The 26,802-nt window shown below is 38.9% G+C and carries 21 protein-coding genes; 12 read left to right on the top strand and 9 right to left on the bottom strand.

Translation table 11 applies throughout. From position 1 onward, the window contains the following. Window positions 1-149 precede the first annotated feature (149 nt). Both BM107_RS13410 and BM107_RS13405 read left to right on the top strand, forming a co-directional pair. Window positions 150-1,784, top strand: a complete 1,635-nt coding sequence (locus BM107_RS13410; protein ID WP_090984110.1) for an amidohydrolase — start codon at window positions 150-152, stop codon at window positions 1,782-1,784. Between the two features lie 10 nt (window positions 1,785-1,794). After that, window positions 1,795-3,588, top strand: coding sequence for a serine hydrolase domain-containing protein (locus BM107_RS13405; protein ID WP_244278808.1), 1,794 nt, complete (start codon window positions 1,795-1,797; stop codon window positions 3,586-3,588). Window positions 3,589-3,785: 197 nt separating this feature from the next. Here the strand turns inward: BM107_RS13405 and BM107_RS13400 are convergent, their stop codons facing one another. The 3 genes from BM107_RS13400 to BM107_RS13390 all read right to left on the bottom strand — a co-directional run bounded on the left by BM107_RS13400 (window position 3,786) and on the right by BM107_RS13390 (window position 6,305). Continuing rightward, window positions 3,786-4,505 carry a sterol desaturase family protein gene (locus BM107_RS13400; protein WP_090984106.1) on the bottom strand — a complete coding sequence of 240 codons (720 nt, stop codon included), beginning with the start codon at window positions 4,503-4,505 and terminating at the stop codon, window positions 3,786-3,788. A gap of 132 nt (window positions 4,506-4,637) precedes the next feature. Further along, window positions 4,638-5,165 (bottom strand): Crp/Fnr family transcriptional regulator, encoded by a 528-nt coding sequence (locus BM107_RS13395; protein ID WP_090984104.1) that lies wholly within the window; start codon window positions 5,163-5,165, stop codon window positions 4,638-4,640. A 177-nt stretch (window positions 5,166-5,342) separates the two neighbouring features. After that, the gene (locus tag BM107_RS13390) at window positions 5,343-6,305 is read right to left on the bottom strand and encodes an isopenicillin N synthase family dioxygenase (protein WP_090984102.1); all 963 of its coding nucleotides are present in this window, start codon (window positions 6,303-6,305) and stop codon (window positions 5,343-5,345) included. A 223-nt stretch (window positions 6,306-6,528) separates the two neighbouring features. Here BM107_RS13390 and msrA point away from each other — a divergent pair, with 223 nt between their 5' ends. From msrA to BM107_RS13375, 3 genes are all read left to right on the top strand, one after another. Next, window positions 6,529-7,128, top strand: a complete 600-nt coding sequence (gene msrA, locus BM107_RS13385; RefSeq protein ID WP_090984099.1) for a peptide-methionine (S)-S-oxide reductase MsrA — start codon at window positions 6,529-6,531, stop codon at window positions 7,126-7,128. A 123-nt stretch (window positions 7,129-7,251) separates the two neighbouring features. Next, entirely contained in the window at window positions 7,252-7,608 is a 357-nt protein-coding gene (locus BM107_RS13380) for a VOC family protein (RefSeq protein WP_208864383.1), read from the top strand. A 222-nt stretch (window positions 7,609-7,830) separates the two neighbouring features. After that, a complete protein-coding gene (locus BM107_RS13375) occupies window positions 7,831-9,348 on the top strand; it encodes a malate:quinone oxidoreductase (RefSeq protein WP_090984095.1) in 1,518 nt (505 codons plus the stop codon). 419 nt (window positions 9,349-9,767) lie between these two features. Here the strand turns inward: BM107_RS13375 and ytxJ are convergent, their stop codons facing one another. The 3 genes from ytxJ to ribH form a co-directional block, all read right to left on the bottom strand. Beyond that, complete coding sequence (ytxJ, locus tag BM107_RS13370; protein WP_090984233.1) at window positions 9,768-10,100, bottom strand: bacillithiol system redox-active protein YtxJ; 333 nt, start codon at window positions 10,098-10,100, stop codon at window positions 9,768-9,770. Between the two features lie 88 nt (window positions 10,101-10,188). Further along, complete coding sequence (locus tag BM107_RS25205; protein WP_262503181.1) at window positions 10,189-10,311, bottom strand: hypothetical protein; 123 nt, start codon at window positions 10,309-10,311, stop codon at window positions 10,189-10,191. A 113-nt stretch (window positions 10,312-10,424) separates the two neighbouring features. Beyond that, the gene (gene ribH / locus BM107_RS13365; protein WP_090984093.1) at window positions 10,425-10,916 is read right to left on the bottom strand and encodes a 6,7-dimethyl-8-ribityllumazine synthase; all 492 of its coding nucleotides are present in this window, start codon (window positions 10,914-10,916) and stop codon (window positions 10,425-10,427) included. Between the two features lie 165 nt (window positions 10,917-11,081). Between ribH and BM107_RS13360 the strand changes: the two genes are divergently transcribed. Beyond that, the gene (locus BM107_RS13360) at window positions 11,082-17,474 is read left to right on the top strand and encodes an alpha-2-macroglobulin family protein (protein ID WP_090984091.1); all 6,393 of its coding nucleotides are present in this window, start codon (window positions 11,082-11,084) and stop codon (window positions 17,472-17,474) included. A 309-nt stretch (window positions 17,475-17,783) separates the two neighbouring features. Here the strand turns inward: BM107_RS13360 and BM107_RS13355 are convergent, their stop codons facing one another. From BM107_RS13355 to BM107_RS13340, 3 genes are all read right to left on the bottom strand, one after another. Then, window positions 17,784-18,458, bottom strand: coding sequence for a LytR/AlgR family response regulator transcription factor (locus BM107_RS13355; RefSeq protein WP_090984089.1), 675 nt, complete (start codon window positions 18,456-18,458; stop codon window positions 17,784-17,786). Then, window positions 18,455-18,814: a GIY-YIG nuclease family protein gene (locus tag BM107_RS13350; RefSeq protein WP_090984087.1), complete on the bottom strand. Its 360-nt coding sequence runs from the start codon at window positions 18,812-18,814 to the stop codon at window positions 18,455-18,457. Before BM107_RS13350 ends, BM107_RS13355 begins: the two co-directional genes overlap by 4 nt. A gap of 652 nt (window positions 18,815-19,466) precedes the next feature. Next, the gene (locus BM107_RS13340) at window positions 19,467-21,005 is read right to left on the bottom strand and encodes a sensor histidine kinase (protein WP_208864382.1); all 1,539 of its coding nucleotides are present in this window, start codon (window positions 21,003-21,005) and stop codon (window positions 19,467-19,469) included. Window positions 21,006-21,284: 279 nt separating this feature from the next. Between BM107_RS13340 and BM107_RS13335 the strand changes: the two genes are divergently transcribed. The 6 genes from BM107_RS13335 (at window position 21,285) to BM107_RS13310 (ending at window position 26,679) form a co-directional block, all read left to right on the top strand. After that, window positions 21,285-21,632, top strand: coding sequence for a Spx/MgsR family RNA polymerase-binding regulatory protein (locus tag BM107_RS13335; RefSeq protein ID WP_090984081.1), 348 nt, complete (start codon window positions 21,285-21,287; stop codon window positions 21,630-21,632). Window positions 21,633-21,700: 68 nt separating this feature from the next. Then, entirely contained in the window at window positions 21,701-22,441 is a 741-nt protein-coding gene (locus BM107_RS13330; RefSeq protein WP_090984079.1) for a carboxypeptidase-like regulatory domain-containing protein, read from the top strand. 92 nt (window positions 22,442-22,533) lie between these two features. After that, window positions 22,534-24,519: a M1 family metallopeptidase gene (locus BM107_RS13325; protein WP_090984229.1), complete on the top strand. Its 1,986-nt coding sequence runs from the start codon at window positions 22,534-22,536 to the stop codon at window positions 24,517-24,519. 145 nt (window positions 24,520-24,664) lie between these two features. After that, the gene (locus BM107_RS13320; RefSeq protein ID WP_090984077.1) at window positions 24,665-25,072 is read left to right on the top strand and encodes a RidA family protein; all 408 of its coding nucleotides are present in this window, start codon (window positions 24,665-24,667) and stop codon (window positions 25,070-25,072) included. A 753-nt stretch (window positions 25,073-25,825) separates the two neighbouring features. Further along, the gene (locus BM107_RS13315) at window positions 25,826-26,437 is read left to right on the top strand and encodes a class I SAM-dependent methyltransferase (RefSeq protein WP_090984075.1); all 612 of its coding nucleotides are present in this window, start codon (window positions 25,826-25,828) and stop codon (window positions 26,435-26,437) included. A gap of 20 nt (window positions 26,438-26,457) precedes the next feature. Continuing rightward, on the top strand, window positions 26,458-26,679 hold the full coding sequence (locus BM107_RS13310) for a VF530 family protein (protein ID WP_090984073.1): 222 nt from the start codon (window positions 26,458-26,460) through the stop codon (window positions 26,677-26,679). The last annotated feature ends 123 nt before the right edge of the window (window positions 26,680-26,802 follow it).

Raw genomic sequence — 26,802 nt, 5'->3', positions numbered from 1 at the left:
TGCTTTCTGTGTTTCCATGGCAAAAAATTGTGGTATAGTTATAAGGTCTTAGCGAGACGCTAAGACCAGGATTGATGCACGATTGAGTCGTCTTTCTGTAAAACCGAATTTACAAATCCAAATGCTTTCATTTTTCTATCTTTAGCGGAATGAAATCCATCTTATACAGTCTTTTTCTGGCATTGTTGTTTACTTCCTGCGCCAAAAAGGAAGCGGTTGATGTCATTGTTTACAATGCAAGGGTTTATACCGTTAACAGTAAGTTTGATACGGTTGAAGCGTTTGCAGTAAAAAATGGAAAAATCCTGGCACTGGGTAGAAGTGATGAGATAAAAGATCAATATGCAGCAAAAGAAGAAATCAATGCGAAAGGCAAAGCCATTTATCCCGGTTTTATAGATGCACATGCCCATTTTTATGGCTATGGACAAAGTTTGCAAACCGCTGATCTGCGGGAAACCAAATCCTGGGATGAAGTGCTTACCCGTTTAACTGATTTTGCCAGAACGCATCCCGATGGCTGGTTAATCGGCAATGGCTGGGACCAAAACGATTGGGACAATAAAGCCTTTCCTACAAATGAAAAGTTGACCGCTCTTTTTCCAGATCGACCGGTATTTTTAAACCGGATTGATGGACACGCCGCCATTGCAAACCAAAAAGCCCTGGATGAAGCTGGGATTAAAAGTGAGCAAAAATTGGCAGGTGGCGATATGCTTACCCAAAACGGCAAACTTACTGGCGTGTTGATTGATAATGCAGTAGCGTTAGTAGAGCGTAAAATCCCATCGCCAGATGCTAAACTGGCCGAAAAGATATTTATGGATGCGCAGCAGAACTGTTTCGCTGCTGGTTTAACCACCATTGATGATTGTGGATTAAGTTATCTGACGGTTGAGTTTATCGAAAAACTGCAGCAATCGAAAAAACTGAAAATAAGGCTATACGTCATGCTTTCAGATGAGCCTGATAATTATACCTATCTTTTTAACCGTGGCCCGATCAAAACCGACCGGTTAAATGTTCGTGCTTTTAAGGTGTATGCCGATGGCGCTTTAGGTTCGCGTGGTGCCTGTCTGCTGCATCCTTATCACGATATGCCAGATAAAACCGGTTTTTTATTAAGCGATCAGAAACATTTTGAAGAAGTGGCCGCAAAAATAGCTGCCAATCATTTCCAGATGTGTACCCATGCCATTGGAGATTCGGCCAATCGCGTAATCCTCAATATTTACAATAAAATTTTAAAGGGTAAAAACGATCAGCGCTGGCGGATTGAACATGCCCAGGTAGTTAATGCTAAAGATTTTAACCTGTTTGGAAACGCCAGTGTTATTCCTTCCGTGCAACCTACACATGCCACTTCCGATATGTATTGGGCGAAACAGCGTTTAGGTGGTGAAAGGTTAAAAAATGCATATGCCTACAAACAATTGCTAAAACAAAACGGTTGGATTCCATTAGGTACAGATTTTCCTGTAGAAAACATTAATCCATTATTAACGTTTTATGCAGCAACGGTAAGAGCAGATGCAAAAGGTTTTCCGAAGGGAGGTTTTCAGGTAGAAAATGCCCTGACACCTGAAGAGGCCCTACGCGGAATGACGATATGGGCAGCAAAAGCCAATTTCGAAGAACATGAAAAAGGTAGCCTTGAGAAAGGCAAATTAGCCGATTTTGTTATGCTTGATCACGATATTTTGAAATCAATGCCACAAAATATATTAAAAACCAAAATTTTAAAAACCTATCTGAACGGAGAAAAAGTATATGAAGCGAAATAGATTGTGTATTATGGCTGTAGCATTTTGTTGCAATATTTTATGTTTAATGGCCTGCGCACAGGATCATACAGCGAATGAAAAAAAATTGGCTATTGCGAATGCAATTGCTAACACAACGGTTTTGTTAAACAATCAGGATGGAATTATTCCTTTAAAATCATTAGCAAAAAAAAATATCGCTTCGGTTAGCCTTGGCTTTGCCTATAGCAACGTTTTTGATAGTCTGGCTAATAAATATGATAAGGTCACCTCGTTTTCTACTAATTCTTATAAAGATAGCCTGAATTTGAATGATCTGGAAGATGACCTTAAATATTTCAATACCATTTTAGTTGCGATTGATGATCAGCAGGTAACTAAGGCCCGATACATTAACTTCATTAACAGTATTAGTAAAAATAAACAGGTAATTGTTTCATTTTTTGGCAATGGACCCGGTTTAAAATCATTCGATCTGTTAAGATCGCCGATTATATGGACCAGTCAAAACAATGCTGATGCTGCGGCTATTGTACCGCAGTATATTTTTGGAGGTATGGCTGCTTCAAATAAGTTAACCACTGCTTATTCTGCCCGTTATACGATGGGGTCTGGTTTTACGACAACAGCTACGCGATTAAAATATACCGTTCCGGAAGATGCTGGTTTAAATGCTAACAACTTAAAAGAAATTGATGCTATTGCTGCCGAAGCTATCGCACAAAAAGCTACTCCAGGATTAGTGGTTTTGGTGGCGAAGGATGGTAAAGTAATTTTTAATAAGGCTTATGGTAATCATACCTATGATAGCAATGTGCCAGATAAGGTAACCGATATTTTTGATCTTGCATCCGTAACGAAAATAACGGCAACTACACCAGCGGTAATGCGCTTGTTTGAAGAAGGAAAACTGAAACTGGATACCAATATCGGGGCGTACATTCCTAAAGCACGCACTACGCCTATGAATAATATTCAGGTACGCGAAGTGATGTTGCACCAGGCAGGTTTTATCCCTTACATTCCTTTTCATGATTACGTTAAAACCGGCGATTATAGCAGAGATTCATCTGCAGCCTATCCAACCAAAGTAGCCGATAATTATTATATCAAAAAAGGCTTTTTTAAAGATTTCATGTGGCCTAAGATGCTAAATTCGCCCATCAAAACGCGGGGTAAATATGTGTACAGCGATATAAGCATGTATGTAATGAAAGATATTGTAGAGCATATTAGCGAGGAGCCTTTAAATCAATACACTTACGAAAACTTTTACAAGCCACTAGGGATGCAAACGGCAGGTTTTCTGCCGCGCAACCGTTTTAAACCGGAGCAGATCATTCCAACCGAAGATGATAAGTATTTTAGAAAAACCTTACTTGTAGGTTATGTGCACGATCAGGGCGCGGCCTTAGCAGGTGGAGTTTCAGGTCATGCCGGTTTATTTGCCAGTGCCAACGATCTGGCCATTATTTACCAGATGTTGTTAAACCGTGGTACCTATGGAGGAGAAACTTATTTCAAAAATACAACGGTAGATCTTTTTACTTCCAAACAATCAAATGTGAGCCGCAGGGGTTTAGGTTTCGATCTTTGGGACCCGGATAGCACCAAACATTATCCTTCTGATCTGGCCTCACCACAAACTTATGGTCATACCGGATATACCGGAACCTGCGTTTGGGTAGATCCGTCACGGGGGTTGGTTTATGTATTTTTATCTAACCGTGTAAATCCAACTGTTACCGATAAACTTTCCAATTTAAAAATCAGGGGTAGAATTCAGGATGTAATCAATAAAGCCATTGATGAATCGAAAAAATAGAACTTGGTGTATTATTCAGAGTTGTCAACTTTAATAGCCGGTTTGCTATAAAGTTGACAACTCTGAGCGCTAATTGCAAATGACATCATCCTTTAACTTACAGGTTATGTCGTATCCGCTTAAAGTCTATTTCACGGAAATAATTAAGTAAATTTTTATCTAATTGCTGATTTAAGGGGATTAAGAAGAAGGACAGTCTACTGCCTGTGTACATCTTTAAACATCATAATATCCAATAACTTTTGTTCCTTTTCATTGTCGAATCCACATGAACTTTTAAATTCTTTTGGGTTTTTATAGGTGCCGAATAACATATCCCACCAAACAATATCCCCATAATTGTGAATGTGTTTTTCATATTCGTGATGAATACGATGCATTTCCGGCCGCTGGAAAATATAGCCAATCCATTGTGGCGTTTTCATATTGGTATGGTAGAAAAACTCGCCTAAGGCGGTACATAGGGTGTAAATAGCCCCTGCTTCGGGATTTAGACCTAGCAAGGTGTAAACTAAAAGGCTTCCAATAATCGAATTTACAGTCATTTCCAATGGATGTTTATAAAAGGAGGTAATCACCTCCAGGCGTTGTGGGCTATGATGAATCTGATGAAAACCCAGCCATAAAAAATCTATTGTATGTCTCCAACGGTGCCACCAATAAAAAATAAACGTCGCAATAAAATAGGCTATGATTCCACCCAGCCAATTGGGCATGTAGTTTGAAAGGTGGAATAGCGAAACAGAAGATAGCCATTTCTCCCAGGTAAAGCCAGCTAAAAGAACGATGCTCAATTGGATGAAATTAATTCCTAAAACCCTAACGGTCCAGGTTGAGACCTTTGGCAACTTCCAGCCCGGTTTAATTTTTTCAATAAGAAAGCAGCATCCGAATACGATAAAGATTATAATTAACATAGATTTAAGATTTATTGATTCAAATCTATGGATGTATAAGTTGCTGATTTTTGATAAAAGTCAAAAAACAAATTTACTTTCTAATCCTGCTTAATGTTTCCTGCGAGATGCCTAAATAAGAGGCAATATGGCCTAAAGAGACGCGCTGGAAAAGTGTGGATTTCGCTTGAGTAGGTTTTCATAACGTTCTTTCGCGCTTAACATCCGTAATTCATTAGTTTGTAGTTCATTACGGATATAGTAATATTCTGTCAGTTTCCGGCCAATAAAATTGAACTCCATAAACTTGCGATATATTTCGTCCAGTTTTTCTTTTTTTACAACTACCAAGGTTGTGTTCTCCATTGTTTCAATATATTCGAAACTCGGCTGCCCGGTAAAGAAACCATAAACAGAAATCAATAATTCGTTTTCGAATAAAAACCAGGTATTGGTCTGCTTGCCATCTTTATCAAGATAATATACTCTTGCGGCTCCTGAAACAATAAAATAGATGGCATTGCTGCTTTCTCCAGCGCTTAATATTACGGTCTTCTTTTTGACTTGAGCAATATGGCTATTTTTAACAATAGCAGATTTGAGTTCTTTACTAAGGGGGTGTATGGCGCTAAAAACCGAAAATAAGTTTTGATAGTTTTCTAGATAATCCTCTGGTAACATAATTTTGTTAATGAAACACTATCATAAATCTAAGATTTATATGTCAATATGTAAAAGTGAGTGACTCTTTTAGCTAATGGTCAAAGGACCAAAAAAAAGCACCGGCTGAAACTGGTGCTTTTAATGTTTTTTATAAAATTCGCTGGAGACTCAAGACTGGGGACTCCCAACTCCATACTACTTCTTCAATCCAATTTCCCTTAACCTTTCATCCAGGTATTCACCAGCCGTCATATCGCTATAGGCTTTAGGGTGTTCCGCATCAATGGTTGATGGTAAACTGGTTAAATCCATATCGCTGCGCGGGTGTAAAAAGAATGGAACAGAGTAACGGGAAGTTTTCATCAACTCACGTGGCGGATTTACTACCCTGTGCGTTGTCGATTTTAGTTTATTATTGGTTAAGCGCTGCAACATATCACCTACATTTACCACAATATCAGTATGGTGTGCTTTAATTGGCAACCATTCGTTGCTTCTTGTTAACACCTCAAGACCATCGGCACTGGCACCAATTAACAAGGTGATCAGGTTGATGTCTTCATGTGCGCCTGCGCGTACCGCATCATCCGGAATGGTTTCAGGGTTTTCGATCGGGAAGTAATGGATACCTCTCAAAATAGAATTTCCATTATGGACATGTTGATCGAAATAATTGATCGGCAACTCTAAATAAGTGGCAATGGCACGCAATAAGTGCGTTCCGTTTTCTTCCAGTTTTTTATAGATTTCTCCCGTTACCTTATTAAAGTCAGGTAATTCCTCTAAAATTTCATTATCAGGATATTCATTTTTAACCGGATCGCCATCGGTTACTTCTTGCCCAATCTGCCAGAATTCTTTTAAATCAGGTGTCTTTGCACCCTTAGCCGTCTCTTTACCCGCGCTGGTATAGCCGCGCTGGCCTGCCAATTCTGGTTTTTCATATTTCCTTTTGATTTCAACGGGTAACGAAAATGCCGCTTTGATGTTTTCGTAAAGTTTATCAATCAATTCCTGACTTAAACCATGGTTGGTAATGGTAACGAAACCAGAATCGTTAAAAGCCCTGCCTAATTCATCAGAAAACCTTTTACGATCTTCTTCAGAACCGTTGATGTAGGAACCTAAATCTAAACAGGGGATATACGGTGTAGACATAATCTTATATTTATAATGTTGTACGAATTTAAAAAAGAATTGTTAATAAGTGTGTTTTGATAATAAAATAACGACTTAAATATTTGTTATTTAATGTATTAAGTTGTTAACATTACCAGCAGAATCAACAATTTGTTGCGATTGTCATACAAAATCCATTATTGATTTAATACAAACTACACCCTTTTATTTTGCGTATAATTAGATATAAATAAAAACACACATGAGAAAAATATTTTTGATCCTACTTGCCATACTGTCGTTAAACCAGGCAAATGCACAAGGAAAAAAGACGGAAAAGGCGACTTTTGGTATGGGCTGTTTTTGGTGTACCGAAGCGATATTTCAAAGATTAAAAGGTGTAATCTCTGTAAAATCAGGTTATGAAGGCGGTACGTTGAGCAACCCAACTTACGAAGAGGTTTGTACAGGGGCTACCGGGCATGCCGAGGTTTTGGAGATTGCCTATAACCCAATGGTGATTTCTTACGATGAGCTATTGGAAGTTTTTTGGAAAAGCCACGATCCGACTACACTAAATCGCCAGGGCGCAGATAGCGGTACACAATACCGATCGGTAATTTTTTATCATTCAGCAGAGCAAAAAGCATTGGCAGAAAAGTACAAGGCCGAATTAAACAAAACCAATGCTTATGGCAAGAAAGTGGTGACGGCAATAGAGGCCGCAAAGCCTTTTTATGTCGCTGAAAATTATCACCAGAATTATTTTAACAAAAACGGGAGTGAGCCGTATTGCCGGTTGGTTATCCTTCCAAAAATACAGAAACTGGAAAAAGTATTTAAAGCTAAGCTTAAAAACTAATTCGGAAAATACAGTTCCACTCAATATTGAATTTATGTCTCATTGAGCCTGTCGAAACGATTATCCTATTTAGGTAGTTCCTGCGACAGGCTCATGATGAAATACCATTTAACCTTTTTCCTTATGGTAAAAAGAATTGTACTTAATATTGATACGCCGGAAATTTTAGCTGCGGCCAGTTTCTATAAAAACATTTTGGGACTTGATCTAATCATGGACCATGGCTGGATTGCAACTTACGGTGCGATAGGTGAAAAGATGGATGTACAGATCAGTTTCGCGTCTGAAGGAGGATCAGGTACACCAACGCCAGATTTATCCGTTGAGGTAGACAATGTTGATGATGTATTTGAAAAGGTAAAAGCGGCCGGGCTTCCTGTAGAATACGGACCGGTTAACGAACCATGGGGTGTAAGGCGGTTTTACACCAGAGATCCATTTGGTAAGTTGGTTAATATTCTAAGCCATGTTACCGTTTAATTATCAATGCGATTAGCAGTTTTAGTAGCCAGCTTTTTGTAAACTTCAACCTGCATTTTTTGTTTTTAATTGATCAAACTGTTTTTTGGATTAAAATTTGATTATTAATTGTTAAAAAACTAGAAATATTTCTAATTTTTGAGCAATTTTTTAAGATTTAATCTCTCCAAAATTCGTGGTATGTTTAAAATCATTCTAAATTTGTAACTCCTTTAAGCTAAGATGACAAAAAAGAAAAAGACAGTTGGCAAAACTGACGCTGATGTAATTTTGATAGGGGCTGGCATCATGAGTGCAACCCTTGGTGTTTTATTAAAACAATTAGAGCCGAATTTAAGCATAGAAATTTACGAACGTTTAGATATTGCGGCAGCAGAAAGTTCTGATGCATGGAATAATGCTGGTACAGGACATTCGGCTTTTTGCGAATTAAACTACACCCCCGAAAAGAAAGATGGTTCTATCGAAATAAAAAAAGCGGTTCAAATTGCAGAGCATTTTGAGGTTTCCAAGCAATTTTGGTCATATCTGGTGAGCAAGGGACTGGTATCTGATCCCTGCAATTTTATCCGCAATATTCCACACATGAGTTTTGTTTGGGGTAAAAAGAATGTCGAATATCTTAAAAAACGCTATGATGCCTTAACTCAATGCGATCTGTTTAGCGACATGCAATATACAGAAGATGCTGAGCTTGTAAAAAGCTGGGCACCATTGATTATGGATGGTCGTAAAAAAGGCGAGAAAATTGCGGCTACTAAAATGGATTTGGGTACTGATGTCAACTTCGGTACGTTAACCCGCGATATGTTTAACCACTTAAAGGAAGAAAGCAACGTTAACCTGTATTTCAATCACGAAATCCGCGACTTAAAGAAGAATAAGGATGGGAACTGGATTGTAAAGGTTAAAGATCTGGAAAGTGGCGACAAACGCAAAAGAGTAGCTAAATTTGTATTTATCGGTGCCGGTGGCGGGTCATTGCCGTTGTTGGAAAAATCTGATATCCCGGAAGGAAAAGGATTTGGCGGTTTCCCGGTTAGCGGACAATGGTTAAAATGCACCAACGAAGAAATTATCAAAAAACACCACGCCAAAGTTTACGGTAAGGCTGCGGTTGGCGCTCCACCCATGTCGGTACCGCACCTGGATACGCGAATGATTAATGGCAAGCAGGCATTGTTGTTTGGGCCATATGCAGGTTTCTCGACTAAATTTCTCAAAAACGGATCGTTTTTAGACTTACCAAAATCAATAAAATTTAACAATATCCGACCAATGATTTCGGCTGGTTTACATAACCTCGATTTAACAAAATATTTAATCGAACAGGTTAGGCAGTCGCCAGAAGATAGATTGGAAGCATTAAAAGAATATCTACCAACTGCTGAGCTAAAAGATTGGGAATTGGAATATGCTGGTCAGCGCGTTCAGGTGATTAAAAAGGATGAGAAAAAAGGTGGGATTTTAGAGTTTGGTACAGAGGTGGTTAGTGCTGCCGATGGTTCTATCGCGGCCTTGTTGGGCGCATCTCCCGGAGCATCAACAGCGGTTTCTATTATGCTCGACTTGTTAAATCGTTGTTTTGCCGATGATTTGGCCACTGATGAATGGCAGGCAAAAATCAAAGAGATGATTCCTACTTATGGAAAACCACTTGCTCAGGATCCTGAATTGTGCAGAGAAACCAGAACAAGAACATCAAGGGTGTTGAAAATAGAAAACACGGTAGTAGCTTAAGCTATAATAAATCAAATATTATTTAGGTCTCGGTATAAATCGGGACCTTTTTTTTGAAAGTACCCTTGGTCTGTGAGCACATATCTGTTCGTAGAGTTAAGCGTAGCGTCTCCTACGGATTTACAAATGGAATTGAGTTTACAAACTCAATAATAGGCGCAGCTGAGATTCTCTTTTCGTTGTTCATCCATATCGTTTCAGAATACTCCGGAGACCTGGGAGAGTTAGGTGCGTCCCGTAAGGACGTGTTATGGGTAACCTAAAAAGGAAGTAGCTTTTTCGTTCCGTAGGAACGTTTGGTGAAAGGATAACAAGTCTTCGATAACTTGTCAGACGCTGAACGTCGCTTTTTTAAAAAAACAACCGCAAAAAAAAGGTATCCAATTGCTTGAATACCCTTTGTCTGAATTTTTCTATCGTTATGCCGCGATCACTTCTGCAACTTCATCAGCAGAAATATCGCTATGCGATGCTTCTAATACACAATCACCATTTTTAATCAATAAAATCTGCGGTGATTGATGTGCTACCTGAAATACTTCTGCAATCTGGTTAGAAATATCGCGATAGCTGATTAAATCTAAAAAATAAAGTTTTGTTTCCGACGGAATAACATCCCAGTCAAATTCGAAATTCTTTTTAGCCATTAAACTAATTGAACAACGTGTGCTGTGTTTAAAAATAAGACTAAAACCGCTTGCATTCTTGATCTCGTCAAGCTGCTCCATTGAAGTTAAGTTAACCCAAGTCATGATATTTATGATATGATTTACAGAATAACAATTGCAGCTTAATAAAGTTCTGCAAATGACCTGAATATGAAGATTAGAAATAGTTGGGTTAGTTTCTTCTGCGTCTTCCTTCAGGATAAGATCCATAGGCCGGGCAAAGTTTAGAAGAACAAGATTCTAAAATGGTAATGGTGCAGAACACCGCCAATAATAAGATGGCTACTTTTTTCATCTGTTTAATTTTGTTTCAATGGTAATGAAGCGATCACGAACTGGTCCTGATGGCATCATCTGATCTGATAAATTTTAAACGCCTAAGTTACAAATAATTATTAAAAGACAAGTTTAAATTTGCGCAGAAAAATCAGCCATTTTAATAGCGGTAATTGCAGCTTCATCGCCTTTGTTACCGTGTTTGCCGCCTGCACGGTCTTGAGCCTGCTCCAGGTTGTTGGTCGTTAAAACGCCAAAAATAACCGGTTTACTATATTTAATACCAACGTTGGTTATTCCTTGTGCTACCGCATCGCAAATAAAATCGAAATGTTTCGTGTCTCCTTGGATGACGCAACCCAGGCAGATTACGGCATCTATATCGCTTCTTTTGCTCAATAAAATTTCTGCGCCGCTCGTTAATTCAAAACTGCCCGGTACGGGTAAAGAAATTATATTTTCTTCAGCAACGCCATTTGCCAGCAGGGTTTTCAATGCGCCGTTGTATAATGCACCCGTAATTTCGGCATTCCACTCGGCTACAATAATTCCGAATTTATAATTTTCACCACTAGGAACCGTAGTGTGAGAGAAATCAGATAGATTTTTTAATTGTGTTGACATCAAGCAAAGATAATGTTATGCATTGAATGTTAAAAACCTTAATGTTTGTGGCTTGTAACATTTGGTTCATCAACACTTAGATTCGTATAAAAATCAGATAAAATCTAAATTGCTTATGGAATTTAAGCCTTCATTCCATCAATATTAAAAACGCAATCCATACTTATGAAAATATTATTACGTATCTCCACATTATTTCTTTTTATCCTTTTGTTTTCCTTTAATGTTTCTGCACAGCATAAATTTACGCTGATCGATTTTTACAGGGTAGATTCCATTGCAACCCAGGCGAAACCTAAAGATGCGCTTGCATTGATTGACAAGATATATAAGCAGGCCAGGCAAACGGACAATATGCCTTTGCTTATTAAATCAGTTATTTATCGGATGATGTTTCAAAGTTACCTGGAAGAAAATGCCTTTGATAAAATTTTGATGGATTTGCGTAAAGATATTGGCAATGCCAAACAGCCTGCTAAAAGCATTTTACAATCACTTTTAGCAGAAACCTATTGGAACTATCTTAAACAAAACCGTTGGCAGATTAATGAGCGTACGCGGGTACAGGGTGATATTGGAGAGGATATTAAAACCTGGGACATCAAAAAACTGAATGATGAAACCGTAAAATATTACCTTTTATCTTTAAAAGACAGCCAGATTTTACAACAGACAAAAGTAGATACTTTAGATGCCGTTTTGGTCGGCGATAAAACATACAGAAGCTTCAGGCCTACAATATACGATCTGCTGGCCCACCGTGCCATTGATGTTTTCAGCAACACTCAAATAGGCCTCACACTACATGATGATGAATCAATTGATATGAGCAATGTTGATTGGTTGGGAAGCAGACAGGTATTCTTAACTACTGAAATACCTATCGATAGTACCTCTTTTAAAACGCAGGCTTTGCAGCTGTTTAAAAACCTGATCGCATTTCATCAGAAAAGTAATAATTTTTCAGCACTGGCAGATGTGGATTTAAAACGGTTAAAATTTGTATACCAGCATTTTGTTGGCGACGGTCAGGAATTATATAATAATGCCTTAAGCCGGTTGGCTGAGCAAAGTATTAAAAGCGAGGTTTTTGCTGATATTTTGTTTGAGCAGGCCGTTTTACATAAAAATGCACAGTTACCTATTGATACCAATAAGCAGAACCTGATTACGGCGGTTGCTTTGGCCGAAAAAGCGGTAAATACCTTTCCAAAGAGCATTGGGGCTGAGAACGCCAGAAATTTAATTGAAGATATTAAAAGCAGTAGTTTATCGGTTCAGGTAAAAGAATTTATACAGCCCGATCGGCCAGGCCAATTATATTTATCATATAAAAACACTGATAGTGTACAGCTGAGGCTATACCATTCGCCCGAATTTAAAAATGAATATGAACAGTTTAACAATAAAGCCGGTTTCTTAGCTTTTTTGAAAAATAATAAAGCTTTGAGGCATTGGATAATAGCTGTCCCCCGGACTAACGATTATCAAACCCACAGTTTAGTAGATAAAATGGAGGGATTGCCTTTTGGCAGTTATACTTTAATTGCACAAACCATTAACCGCAACCAGAACGATACCGTTTATAGCAACATCAATTTCAAGGTTACGGCTATGGCAGTGATTAATAGGCGTAATATCGAAAAACACGAATTTTTTGTCAGTCAGCTGAACAATGGTACACCGTTAAAAAACGTAAAGATTCAGCAACGGAGATATGATTATAATACCCGGAAGTTTATTGATGGCGCCTTAATTACAACCAATGATAAAGGTTATGCCAGTACATATGAAACCGACAGAAATATGGCTTACGCGGTAGTTACGCTCGGAAAAGATGAATTGAAATTATACATCAACAACTATAACGGCTACCGGGATGATGAAGATGATGAACGGGTGATTCTTTTCACCGATAGGCCTATTTACCGCCCCGGGCAAACCGTTTATTATAAAGGATTGTGTTTAAAAATCCTGAACGGAGAAAATAAAATCCAAATAAATAAAGATGTTGATGTTTCTTTTAATGATGCCAATGGAAAAGAGATTACCACGACGAAACTGATGAGTAATGATTATGGCACATTCCAGGGCTCTTTTACCATCCCGATGGGCATATTAAACGGGAGCATGGAAATTGAAACCGATTATGGCCGCATTGCTGTACAGGTTGAAGAGTATAAGCGTCCTACTTTTGAAGTAGTATTTGATAAACCCAACAAACATTATAAATTGAACGATAGCATCAGAGTTGAGGGTAAAGCCAGTTCATTTTCGGGCTATTCGGTAAGCAACGCGAAGGTGGCTTATAAAGTTTTTAGAAACCTGATGTATGATTACAGACTTAGCTATGGGCAACCGAGTACAGTTTATGGTTCGGGGATAAATGTTGCAAGAAAACAGGTAGCCATTGGTAAAACAAATACGAAAGCGGACGGTAAATTTGAGATTACCTTTTTTGCAAATGCTACGGATACCAGTAAAAATTATGTCTACGAAATCGTAGCCGATATAACCGATTTAAATGGGGAAACCCGTTCAAAGACGATCAACCTTACTGTAGGGAAGAAAGACATTATGCTTAACATCAGTACAGCACAAGTGGTGTATTTGAGCAATAAAGCAGATAGCCTCTCTTTTTCGGTTACCAATTTAAATCATCAGGCCATTAAAGCTGATGTGAAAGCAGAATGGAGTTTACTCCAGGCACCATCCAGGTTGATGAACAAAAGTCCGTTTTATGCCGAAAACTATGCTATGAGCAAGGAAAATTTTATTAAAAACTTCCCTGATGATGATTATAATAATGAACTTGAAGTAACCAAATGGCCGGTAAAATCAGTAGAATTTACACAATACCTCAGTGCCAAAAATGGAACCGGAAATTTGAGTTTCAGCCAGAAAGACCTGAAGCCAGGTTATTATAAAATAAGTTTAACGGCAGTAAACGGACAAAATGATACGGTTAAACTAGATAGATATCTTGTCGTTTATCATGATATGCCAGCTGTAATACAATCAAACATCGAATGGGTTACACCGGAGGTTACGGTGATCAAACCCAATGAAAGTGCCATTTTCCGTTTGGCCGGTTTAACAGAAAACAGCAAGGCTTATTACGAAGTTTATTATCGCGATAGCATAGCCGAAAAAGTGTGGATTAATTTATCGCCAAAACAGACCATTGTTAAAATACAACCAAAAGTTAATGCTGAAGATGGTTTTGCCGTACAGTTTACGATGGTACATCAGGGGACCCTTTATAACTCCATGCAGCTGGTTCAAATTGTTGATCCAAAGAAAGAACTGAACGTCCGTTTTTTGACCTTTCGAAATAAATTACAGCCAGGCGAAAAGGAAAGCTGGAAACTGCAGATCAGTAATAACATGGGAGAAAAACAAATGGCCGAAATGGTAGCCACACTTTACGATGCAAGTTTAGAAGACCTTAGGCAAATGGACTGGAACACGAATCTGCAAACCGGCTTTAATTATAGTTTTTATAACTGGAATTTCAATGTAAACAATGTGGCTAACCCAGGCTACCTATGGTTTTTAAGGCAGGAAAAAAATTATAGCTTAATTACCCGGAGCTATGAAAATCTTAACCTGTTTGGGTATAACTATTATGGCGGATACAATTATGGCTACCGGAACTACATCAGTAATTTACAAAGGGCTAAACGAAAAGGCTTGTCTCCCGAAGCGGTAAAAAAGCTGGCGGAATTAGAAAACGGTAAATTAATTTATGGGGTGGTGTTCGATAGTCAGGGTGAAATACTGCCGGGCGTGCAGGTTAGTATAGGTAAAAAAGTAACCACAACCAATGTTTTTGGTATTTATACGATCGATGCCAAAGCTGGAGAGACACTGAACTTCTCTTTTATCGGCTTTAAGCGTTACGCTATAAAAATAGGTAATAAAAAACGGATTGATGTAAATTTGAAGGAGGATGGACAGGCTTTGAATGAGGTAGTGGTTGTGGGTTATGCGGCGCAAAAAAAGCAGAACACGACGGCAGCAGCCGTTCAGATTCGGGGAGTGTCGACCTTACAGGGGAAGTTAGCTGGACTAAGTGTTGAACCACCAACCGTTGAAAAATTAAAGGGGAAAGCAGTTGCAGTAGATGATACTGGTACATACGATTTCGCAAGTATTAACCATTACGACCCTAAAACAGGTTTAGAAATCGTAGATGGCAAGCCTGTTATCAAAAATACAAATATTGCCGCCCGAACCAACTTCAACGAACTTGCATTTTTTTATCCTCAGTTGTTGACTGATGCCAAAGGTGAAATCAAGATTGAATTTACCATACCGCAAAGTTTAACCCGCTATAAAATGATGGGTTTTGCACACACCAAAGATTTAAAAACAGCCTCCATTACCAATGAACTGGTTACACAAAAACAATTGGCCATAAGTGTAAACGCACCGCGCTTTTTTAGGGAAGGTGATACCATTTTATTAAGTGCCAAACTGAATAACTTAGCCGGTAAAAAACTTGCGGGCAATGCCAGTTTAGCACTTACAGATGCTTTGACAGGAAAACAGATCCAAATTTTTGAAGCAAATGAACAATCTGATAAAACTTTTGAAGTAGATAACGAGGGCAATACCGTTTTAAAGTGGACCTTAATTATCCCATCGGGCATTAATGCCATTACCTATAAAGTTTTGGCCCAAAGTGGCAAGTTCAGTGATGGTGAAGAAAATACCATTCCGGTTTTGGCCAATGCCATGCTGGTTACTGAAAGTATGCCTATAAATGTACGTGGTAATACCACCAAAACATTTGATTTTGAAAAACTCGAAAAATCGGGCAGTTCTAAAACCATGCGTAACCAAGGCCTAACTTTTGAGTTTACTTCAAACCCGGTTTGGTATGCGGTGCAGGCCCTACCTTACCTGATGGAATATCCTTACGAATGTGCCGAGCAAACTTTTAGCCGCTTTTATGCCAATAGTTTCGCAACGGGCATCATCAATTCGACACCAAAAATTAAAACGGTTTTTGAGCAATGGAAAAACACCAATAACGGCGAAGCATTGTTGTCCAGCCTGGAGAAAAACCAGGAATTGAAATCAATTTTATTGGAAGAAACGCCTTGGGTGCGCAATGCCGATAACGAAACGGAACGTAAGAAGCGTTTAGCAGTGCTTTTCGATTTAAATAGAATGACTTATGAACTGAAAAACAATTTCGATAAGCTGGAAAAAATGCAGTTCAGCAATGGGGCTTTCCCATGGTTTAGTGGTATGCGAGAAGATCGTTATATTACACAGCATATTGTTTTGGGCATGGGGCAGTTAAAAAAACTGAAAATGGTTGATGAAAAGGCTTATCCAAAATTTAATGCCATGCTCAACAAAGCCATTATTTATTTGGATGCGGCACTTGTTAAGGATTATAAAGAGGAACTGAAGGGAAAACAATTTGCCTACCTGCCGCTGCACTACCTGTTTGCCAGAAGTTATACCGGTCAGAAAAATACCGGTGCCGATTTTTTAAAGGCCAAAGATTTTTACCTCAAAAAACTGGCATCCAACTGGAAAACTTTCGATACCTATCAATTGGCGCAAGCAGCATTGGTGCTCAACAGAAACGGCCATAGTATAGAAGCAAAAAAAATAATTACGCTGTTAAGGCAAACCGCACAACAAAATGATGAAATGGGGATGTACTGGGCTACCAATAAAGCAGGTTGGTGGTGGTACCAAAGTCCGGTTGAAACGCAGGCTTTATTGATTGAAGCTTTCGATGAAGTTGCCAACGATACAAAGGCTGTAGAGGAAATGAAGATTTGGCTGCTCAAAAACAAACAAACCAACGATTGGAAAACGACTAAAGCCACTGCTGCAGCCTGTTATGCGCTGTTAATGAGAGGTGCCGATTTATTGGCTGAAAATAATGAACCAGAAATTACCATTGGTGGCCGGAAATTAGCATCGCTGCAACAAGCCAATGCCACAAAGGAGGCCGGGACCGGTTATCAGAAAATAAGCATTGCAGGTGAGGATGTTCAACCGGAAATGGGCCGTGTTACAGTTAAAAACAATAACCAGACCATTGCCTGGGGTGCATTATACTGGCAATATTTTGAGCAACTGGATAAAATCACATCTGCCAGCACAGGTGTTAAAATCAAAAAACAATTGTTCATTCAAAAAGCCAGTGCCAAAGGCGATATCCTGACGCCCTTAGCTACCACAAATGTTTTAATGCCCGGCGATTTATTAAAGGTGCGCATAGAAATTTATTGTGATCGCGATATGGAATACATCCATCTGAAAGATATGCGTTCTTCGGGCTTTGAACCTGTTAATGTAATTTCCAGCTATAAATATCAGGACGGTCTGGGTTATTATGAAAGTACAAAAGATGCATCAACCAATTTCTTTATCAGTTACATGCCAAAAGGGACCTATGTTTTCGAATATCCGTTAAGGGTTACCCACGCCGGCAATTTTTCGAATGGGGTTACCAGTTTACAAAGCATGTATGCGCCAGAGTTTACTACCCATTCGGCTGGAATCCGGATAAGTGTAAAACCTTAACATTTTGACCGTCACCCTGAATTTATTTCAGGGTCTAACCTATGAAGTACAAGTCCGACAGGTTTTGAAAATGGGAAGTTAAACCTAATATACTCATTAGATGTATCAATGGTTTAAACGGCAGATGTTTTGGAAAAGCAGGGTTGGGCGCACTTGGGTTGTAATAGCCCTGCTATCCGCTTCAAAGCCTTGGTTCGTGCCTCACCTGCGGGTTTTCCGCTGCTATCAGGTTTATTTAACGGGAGTTCTGCATTTTATATCGCCAGTCAATACTTATCAGTTTTGAGAACCTGCGAAGTTTAAATTATATTAGGTGAGTTGTATTCCGCCATAAGTGGCCCCAATAGGAACAATTTTTTCTCCAATCCAAATTTGGCTGCGGTCGAATTTGGATATTTTATTTTTTGCTACAATAAAAGCCCGGTGGCAGCGGATAAAGTCTGTTTTTGGTAATAAATCAGCCAGGTCGTTAATGGTAATGCGTGAGCTGAGTAGCTTGCTTTTAAGCTGTATCTGGGTGTAATTACCCGAAGCTTCGATGTAAAGAATTTCATCAAGGGCCACTTTTACCTGCTCATAGCCATCTTTTATAAAGATGTGACTGGCTTTTATCGCTTGTTTTCCGCTTCGCAGGTTGAGCAGTTCGAGTGCTTTATTACAGGCTTTTAAAAATCGCGAAAGCGAAAAGGGTTTGAGCAGGTAATCAATCGCGTCAAGTTCAAAACTTTGTACTGCATGTTCGGTATAGGCCGTAGTAAAAACAACCATGGGCGGTTTGCTCAGGCTCTTTAAAAAATCGATTCCGCTGATATCAGGCATTTTAATATCGAGAAAAATCAGGTCAATCTTATTATGCTGGAGATAAGTAATGGCCGCAAATGCATCTGTAAAGGTTTCCTGCAAAGTAATAAACGGAACTTTTGAGGCATGCGATTTTATAATGTCTAATGCAATCGGTTCATCATCTATAGCAATGGCAGTCATTTTTGGTTTGTTTTTTGGGATGTTAGGCTGAGCGAAGTCAGTTTTTTTGTAAAATTCGTATGGCTAGTAGTGTTTTTACAAACGGCTAATTCTTTAAGTTTGTTCCAGTTATCATTTATAATGGCCTCTTTCTTTTTTCTTGTCCAGCCTTTAATTTGTTTTTCAAAACTTATTGCTTCGTTAATGTCTTCAAAGTGTTCGCAAAATAGTAAGATTACAGGTCTTTTTCTGGCGGTATAACAAGTTGGGTTTACAGCATTTTGGTGTTCATAAAATCTTCTATCTATATCGTTGGTAACCCCAGTATAATAGGAGTTATCTGCACATTTTAAAATATAGACGGTGTATGTTTCCATTTAATTATTCCTCTTTGAAGCCACTATTTATAGTGTGTAATTCATCCTGATCGAAGTAGAAGGATATTTAAATCTAATAAATATATAAAGATCATTAAAAATATCAAATTGTAATAAATTTGTCAATTGCGCTTCGACTCCGCTCAGCGTGACATATCTTTTGAGATTTGTCCAGACTAAGTAGAAATTGGTCGTCCTTAGCTTACTAAGTAGTAATGTCATCCTGAGGGATAATTTATGATATAAAAATCAATATGATTGACGTTTTTTTCTTCGCACAATTCTTGCCTCGGCTCACCGCCGCCGAAGGGCTCTTACTTTTTGGCATCAAAAAGTATCAAAAAATGCCGGCTGAAAATTTTTCTTTCAAAGCCAGTGCTATGGTTAGAACAGTGCAGTCCGAAAAATTTATTAGGCCGGTTTTAAGTAGAACGGTGATACGGTGCTATGGCCTAGCTATACGGAAATGCATGATGCCGCATTCTGCTCATTAATAGATGATTACAAAATAACGTCAATGGTAGCGGAGTCGAAGGATATTTGGATTAATACTATAATCTATCTGTTTGGCGCTTATACTCCGCTCAGCGTGACACCTATCAACTTTGCCCCAAATTTATGCAGTGATCGTTATCTGAGTGTATTCGAAAGACTAATCCAGCTGCAAAGTCAAATGCACAAAAAACTCATTGGCAGTCTCGCGGATAATCAGTTCATGTTTTCCATAATAAAGTAACGATAAACGTTGTTTAACATTTTCAAGCCCAATGCCGCTTTTTAGCTTTTCAGGATCATTATCAGCTTTAACATATATGCTGTTGCTTACATCAAAATATAAGGTGCTTTCTTTAGTTTGAAGGGTAATTTTTATGTACGAAGGTTGTTGTAAACTAATTCCATGTTTAAATGCGTTTTCGATAAATGGGATCAATAACATTGGTGTAATCTGAAGGTTGTTCAACTGTTCTTCAATCCGCGCATCAATTTTGATATCTGCAGCACGTGAGATGCGGAGTTTTTGTAAATCGATATAATTATTCAGGTATTCTACCTCACGGGTAAGTGAAATTTTATCCTGGGTATTCTCATGCAGCATAAAGCGCATCATATCGCCCAACTTCTGAATCCCTTCGCCGGTTCTTTCTGCATTTTCCTGTAAGGCCGTTCCATATAGGGTATTTAACGCATTGAATAAAAAGTGTGGATTGATCTGCGATTTTAAAAAATTCAGGTTTGCATCCGATTTGCCCAACTCAGTTTTTAGCATCTGTATTTCGCTGAGTTTTTCAAATTTATGTTTGTAAATGTACCAGGCAGATGGCGTGGTAACACATATTAAACATATCGCATTTAAAATTAAGGTAATCGGTATAATTTCGCCATTGCGCATAAAAGGAATAAGGATAATAAGCAGGAGAATCGAGATGAGTATGGTTAAACCTGCATTCCCCCAGAAATAACGGCCAAAACCTTTAAAATTTTTTCGAAGATTCGGGATGATGTAATAGATAGCAAGAAAGGCAAAGAAGATATTTACAGGCGGTACCACTAGCCAGATAATCAATAATTCGTAATCGATCCTGAACGAAAGTACAGCAGCAAACACCATAAGTAAAATCAACCAGATTTTAGTAACAGTGAAAATTTCCGGAATGATGTTGTTATTATAATGGTTCAAAAATGGAATTCTTTTGAGTAGAGTTAATCCACGTTCATTAAAATATGAGTAAGCATTGATGAGCAGGTAAAGGAAAAATATATAACTGAATGCTTCGCCAAAAAATACACCGTAAGCCTGGTCTATATCGTCATATTCTATCAATCTGTATGCCTGGGTATATGTATTGGCAACCATCCAGGCAACAATAGAAAAAGCAGTAACCGCAACCGTTATGATCAGGTTCATGATGATATTTTGCTTTCTTGCCAGTTGAGGCATTGACACAAAATTGAACAGCAGAAAACTGAAGTAGAGCATGCTGACTTTAAATAGCTCAGGAATGAAATAATTTTGAAGAACATTATAACTTACACCATTATCTGAGTAATAGTATGAGCGGCCAGGTCCGTAATTGATTTTTGTACAAATACTGATCAGGGAGAGGATATATAAAGTTGTAGAAATCCAAAACTCTAGCTGGTTGATGTTTTTGGATTTGATAGCAGCTGGACGACCCGAAATAATTTCCATTGAATTTTAAATTTATAGTACAATTTTACAAAGAGAATTTATACCGATAAGTAAAATGTGATGGAAGGCATTAAAAATGTGACGAATAAATACGATTTCGGAATAGAGTTGTCAACTTTCCAGCGGGCGAGTTAGAAAGTTGACAACTCTCGAATCTCCACTTCGCGCCGGATAGCAAAATCCAACACTCCGGATAAACAATTTTGTTATCTTTGAAACGGATAGCTGGATTCGTATCTCCATCATCCATATAACATTTTCCATCTTACATTATCCAATATGACCGTTTACGGAATTCCAAATTGCAATACAGTTAAAAAGGCACTCGATTGGTTAAAAACACATCAGGTTGAGTATGAATTTCATGATTTTAAGAAAAAAGGTATTACCGCTGAAAAACTGAACGAGTGGTGTAACATTTTCGGCTGGGAAACGGTATTGAACCGTAAAGGTTTAACCTGGAAAAAACTAACTAAAGAAGAACAGGCCAAAATTGATAACCAGGATTTAGCAGTTGCTTATCTAAAAGAAAACACCAGTGCAATAAAACGTCCGGTTATTGAGCAAAATAGCAAGGCTGTATTAATTGGATTTGATGAGGATAATTATTTAAAAACACTAGGCTAGTTCAGTTGTTCTAATGTTAAAGATTGTTAAATGCAGCTTTTAATGGTTCAACTAAGTTACTTTTGAGTATGTACAAACTGATCATTTTGCTATTACTGGCTTTGCCCATAGGTGTTTTTGCCCAAACCGTAACTACGGGTACAGTTTTCGATTTTTCGAAAAAAAACCTATCCCTTCCTGGTGTTAGCATCAGAAACCTGAACAGTAAAAAATCAACCAGTACCAATAAAGATGGAAAGTATACCATTAGTGCCAATATTGGCGACCTTTTAGAGTTTTCTGCTGTGGGGTATCATACCGATACGTTGTACTTAACCAATCTTTTGAACAGAACCATATATCTACCCGTTAAAACAAATAGTTTAAAAGATGTAGATATTAAAGCGGTGAGGATGAATAGTCAGATTACAGACGCTAAAGATCCATTGGCCGAAAAGTATACACTATTAAGTACGGGTGGAAACCTTAACCGTAAACGCATGACCGATAAAGTTGGCGGTTTGAGCTTGAATCTGGGCTATGGTAAATATAAAAGACAACAGCGTAAAGAGGCAGATTTAGAAGAAAAGGAAATGTATCAGGATGAAATTGATGAAAATTTTACCCCGAGGGCCATTACTGAACTGACAAAGCTGGAAGGCGAGGAGCTTAAAAACTTTATGATCATTTATCGGCCTTCAATTGAGGCTGTTAAGGGCGAACGACCATTCCGTTATGCTTTTTACATCTCACGTGCCTTTGCAGCGTGGAACAAATTAACACCGCAGGAAAGAAAATTGCAGGATCTGCCAAAGTTAAAAGCGAATTAATATAAAACTACTATTAGTAACATTATAACCACATATCAATCGATATGTGGTTATTTTTTATATTTACTGCATATTACAACCTTATTATGATCATGAAATTGACTAAACTGATTAATTTTGGTTTGGTTTGTTGTGTTTTTGCTTTTTCAGCATCTGCTCAACAGGCCACAACCCCTGCGCCAGCAACGAACTATAATACTGCTGAAGCCTTTGGACCACTTTTTTATACACAAAACGGGAATGAGTTCCGTTCTGCCAACGGTGCCCCGGGGCCTAAGTACTGGCAAAATCGTGTGGATTATAACATTACTGCCAATCTGGATGAAAACAAAAACATGGTTAACGGAACAGTTACCATTACCTATAAAAATAACAGTCCGGATAAATTGCCCTATCTATGGTTACAATTAGATCAAAATACATTTAAAGAGACTTCGCGCGGTTATGCCATCACGCCGTCGCGTAGCCGTTATGGTGCACAGGGTGAAAAGTTTGATGGGGGATATAAAATCCAAAACATCAGTGTAGCTCAAAAAGCAGGTGCCGTAAAATTCACTTCTATAGTTGAAGATACCCGGATGCAGATCCGTTTAGATCAGCCTCTGGCTCCAAACGGAGATTTGATAACCATCAAAATGGATTATTCTTATACCGTGCCTAAAGAAGGATCGGATAGAACCGGACATTTAACGACCAAAAACGGTGAGATTTTTGCCATTGCCCAGTGGTTTCCACGCATGTGTGTGTATGATGATGTAATTGGCTGGAATACGTTACCTTATTGGGGCGGTGGGGAGTTTTATTGTGAATATGGTGATATTAACTTTGCCATTACTGCGCCGGCCAGCCATATTGTAATGGGCTCAGGCGAGTTGTTAAACCCTGCAGAAGTTTTTACACCGGAGCAATTAAAAAGATGGAACGCAGCTAAATTGAGCGATGCTACTGTGCACATCCGTAGCGAGGCGGAAGTAACTGATCCAAAATCGCGCCCGGCCAAAGATAAATTAACCTGGAAGTTTAAAATTGTTAATGCGCGCGATGCGGCCTGGGCTTCGTCAAAAGCATTCGTATTGGATGCTGCAAGGTATAAACTGCCAAGCGGTAAAACGGGGTTGGCCGTTTCTGCACAACCGGTAGAAAGCAACGGTGTTGATTCTTATGGCCGTGGTGTAGAATATGTAAAATCAACTATTGAGCATTATTCATCAAAATGGTTCGAATATCCATATCCAATGGCGGTTAACGTAGCTACAAATATTGGTGGTATGGAATATCCAGGTATTGTTTTCTGTGGTTGGAAAGCAAAAAAAGCCAGTGCCTGGGGGGTAATCGATCATGAATTTGGTCACACCTGGTTTCCGATGATTGTAGGTTCTAATGAGCGTAAATATGGTTGGATGGACGAAGGTTTTAATACTTTTATTAATGGCATTTCTAAGAAAAACTTTAATAATGGCGAATATGCAGGTCCTCCTGCTGATTTTCACAAGATTGGTAAAAGTGTGATCGGTAATCCGATTTACGAAAATATTATGCAGATGCCTGATGGTATGGCTGAAAGAAACATCGGCGTTAACCTATACAGCAAACCAGGGTGGGGCCTTGATATTTTAAGAAACCAGATTTTAGGTGAAGACCGTTTTGATTATGCTTTCCGCCAATACATCAAAAACTGGGCATTCAAACATCCAACACCATTTGATTTCTTCCGTTCGATGGAGAATGGGGCAGGAGAAGATTTAGCCTGGTTCTGGAGAAGCTGGTGGTTAAATAGCTGGAAAATGGATCAGGGTATTGCTGGTGTTGAAGCTGTTAAACAGGGCGATAAACTGGCAGGATACAACATCAGAATTGTAAACCTGGAAAAAATGCCAATGCCGATCATCCTTCAGATCAAAACCAAAAGCGGAAAAACGGAGACCCTAAAAGTTCCGGTTGACGTTTGGATGAAAAATACCAGTTGGTTGGTTCGTTTCCCATCAACTGAAGAAATTGAATCAGTTACTTTAGATCCGGATAAAGTATTGCCAGATTCGAATCCGGATAATGACACGTGGACTGCTGCGGGCAACTAAGCTGATGTTATTAAGTTAAGCGCTGCGGTTGTTACTTTAATTGTTTTACAAACCTCCTGATTTTAAAGATCAGGAGGTTTTTTATTGCAAAGCACCGACGATTTAATTTCGGATATCAATTAGTTTAGCGATAAAATTATACAATATGAGCACTTCTTTAGTAGAAATAAGCAATCCTGAAGGAATTTACGATCCCCGCATGCACGGCTATTCGCATGTTGCTGCCGTTCCGGCCTGGAGTCAGCTGGTATTTGTTGCCGGTCAGGGAGGGAGCAAAACCGATGGTGTTTTAAGTAGCGATTTTAGAACCCAGGTAGCCATCGTATTCGAAAACATTGCCATTGCTTTAGCCAGCAAAGGGTTAAGAATGGAAAATATTGCCAAATTAACCACTTTAGTGGTCGATTACGATGAGGATAAACACCAGATCTTGATTGAAGAATCGAATAAGATCTGGCCTGATCAGAAATTCCCGGTAAATACACTTATTCCTGTACCGAGATTGGCCCTGGATGGCATGCTGATCGAAATTGATGCTACGGCTATTGGTTAATTTCTAAACTAGTAAAGCGGATGTTGGCTATGATAGCCAAGCACCAGCAGCTGTTCGTTTTCAAAAATAATGTTTAGGCTTAGGAAATGGATGGTCAGATGCTTTTGGCGGTCTTCAGTCCCGCTCGCGTTTCTGCACCCGATGAAAAATCTGTCGCATCCCGCTCTGATCGGGTTTATGTACAGTGGTTAAGTTCTTTTGGCTACATGTGGGGAGCAGGCCATTCATCATAAACCTGACAGTAGCGAACACGTAGTGCAACGGAGTAAAGCGGATGGCAGGGCTGCAAATACCATGAATTACTGTACGTCCGTTTCCAAATTAAAAACATTAACGCTTAGGGCAAGGAAATGAGCAGTCCGACTCTTTTGGCGGTCTTCAGTCCCGCTCCCGCTTCTGCACCCGATGAAAAACCGGTCGCATCCCGCTCCGACCGGGTTTATGTACAGTGGTTAAGTTCTTTTGGCTACATGTGGGGAGCAGGCCATTAATCATAAACCTGACAGTAGCGAACACGTAGTGCAACGGAGTAAAGCGGATGGCAGGGCTGCAAATGCCATGAATTACTGCACGTCCGTTTCCAAATTAAAAACATTTATACTTAGGGTAAGGAAATGAGCAGTCCCCTTCTTTTAACGGTTTTCTGGTTTCCAAAAAAGCAAAATATGATTAATTTGGCTTGATAAATCGTCATTGGATTTGCCAGATATTTAAAATCTCTAAAATAACATTAATAAAAATAGAAATTTAAGGATGGAAAAAGGAGAGTGCAAAAACGTTTATAAGGTTTACAATAAAATAGGGAGTTGGTTTGCCGAAAATCGTGCTGCCGATTTGGTAGAAAAGGCTTACTTAAATGATATCCTCGAACACCTTCCGGCAGGTGCAAAGGTTTTAGACCTGGGTTGCGGTGACGGGAAACCGATATTGGAATATTTCATTAAGCATGGCATAAATGTTTTAGGCGTTGATGCCAGTACGCAAATGATCGAATTGGCTAAGGCCAACTTCCCAACTACAGGGTTTTTGTTAAAGGATATGCGGGAGCTGGATCTGGAGGAGGAATTTGATGCAATTATTGCCTGGCATAGCTTTTTTCATCTTCCGGCTGGTGACCAGCCTAACATGTTTGCCATTTTTAAGCGTCACTTAAAACCCGATGGTATTTTGTTATTCACATCAGGAACAGAGCGGGGAGAGGTATGGAGCATGAACGGGGGCGAAAATCTTTTTCATGCTTCTTTAGCTACTGCGGAATATCAAACACTACTTCTGGAAAATGAATTTAAGTTACTCAGGCATAAAATAAATGATCCTGATTGCGGCGGCGCAAATGTTTGGATGGCGCAGTACAAACCCCGATAATTTTGACTTAACTTTGCTTCATGGCCGAACAGCAAAAAAACAATCCCTTACACGGTATCACCTTAGAAAAGATAGTAACTGATCTTCACGCACATTATGGCTGGGAAAAACTGGGTTCATTGATCAGGATCGATTGTTTTAATAATAACCAGTCGATCAAATCGAGCCTGAAGTTTTTAAGAAGAATGCCCTGGGCAAGAAAAAAGGTAGAAGATTTATATCTTGATACTTTTAATAAATGATGGGATCAGTGAGTTTAGAATGATTCAGGTTCTTCTGTCATTCTCTCATTCAAGCATTTCTCACTCCTTTGCAACCTTTTCATTAAAGCCGTCGTCATCTTGATCTAAACCTTATCAAATGAA

The sequence above is a fragment of the Pedobacter suwonensis genome (genome assembly GCF_900111825.1).
Lineage (GTDB): Bacteria > Bacteroidota > Bacteroidia > Sphingobacteriales > Sphingobacteriaceae > Pedobacter > Pedobacter suwonensis.
Note: the sequence above shows the minus strand (reverse complement) of the source record. Positions and strands in the feature narration are given on the sequence as shown.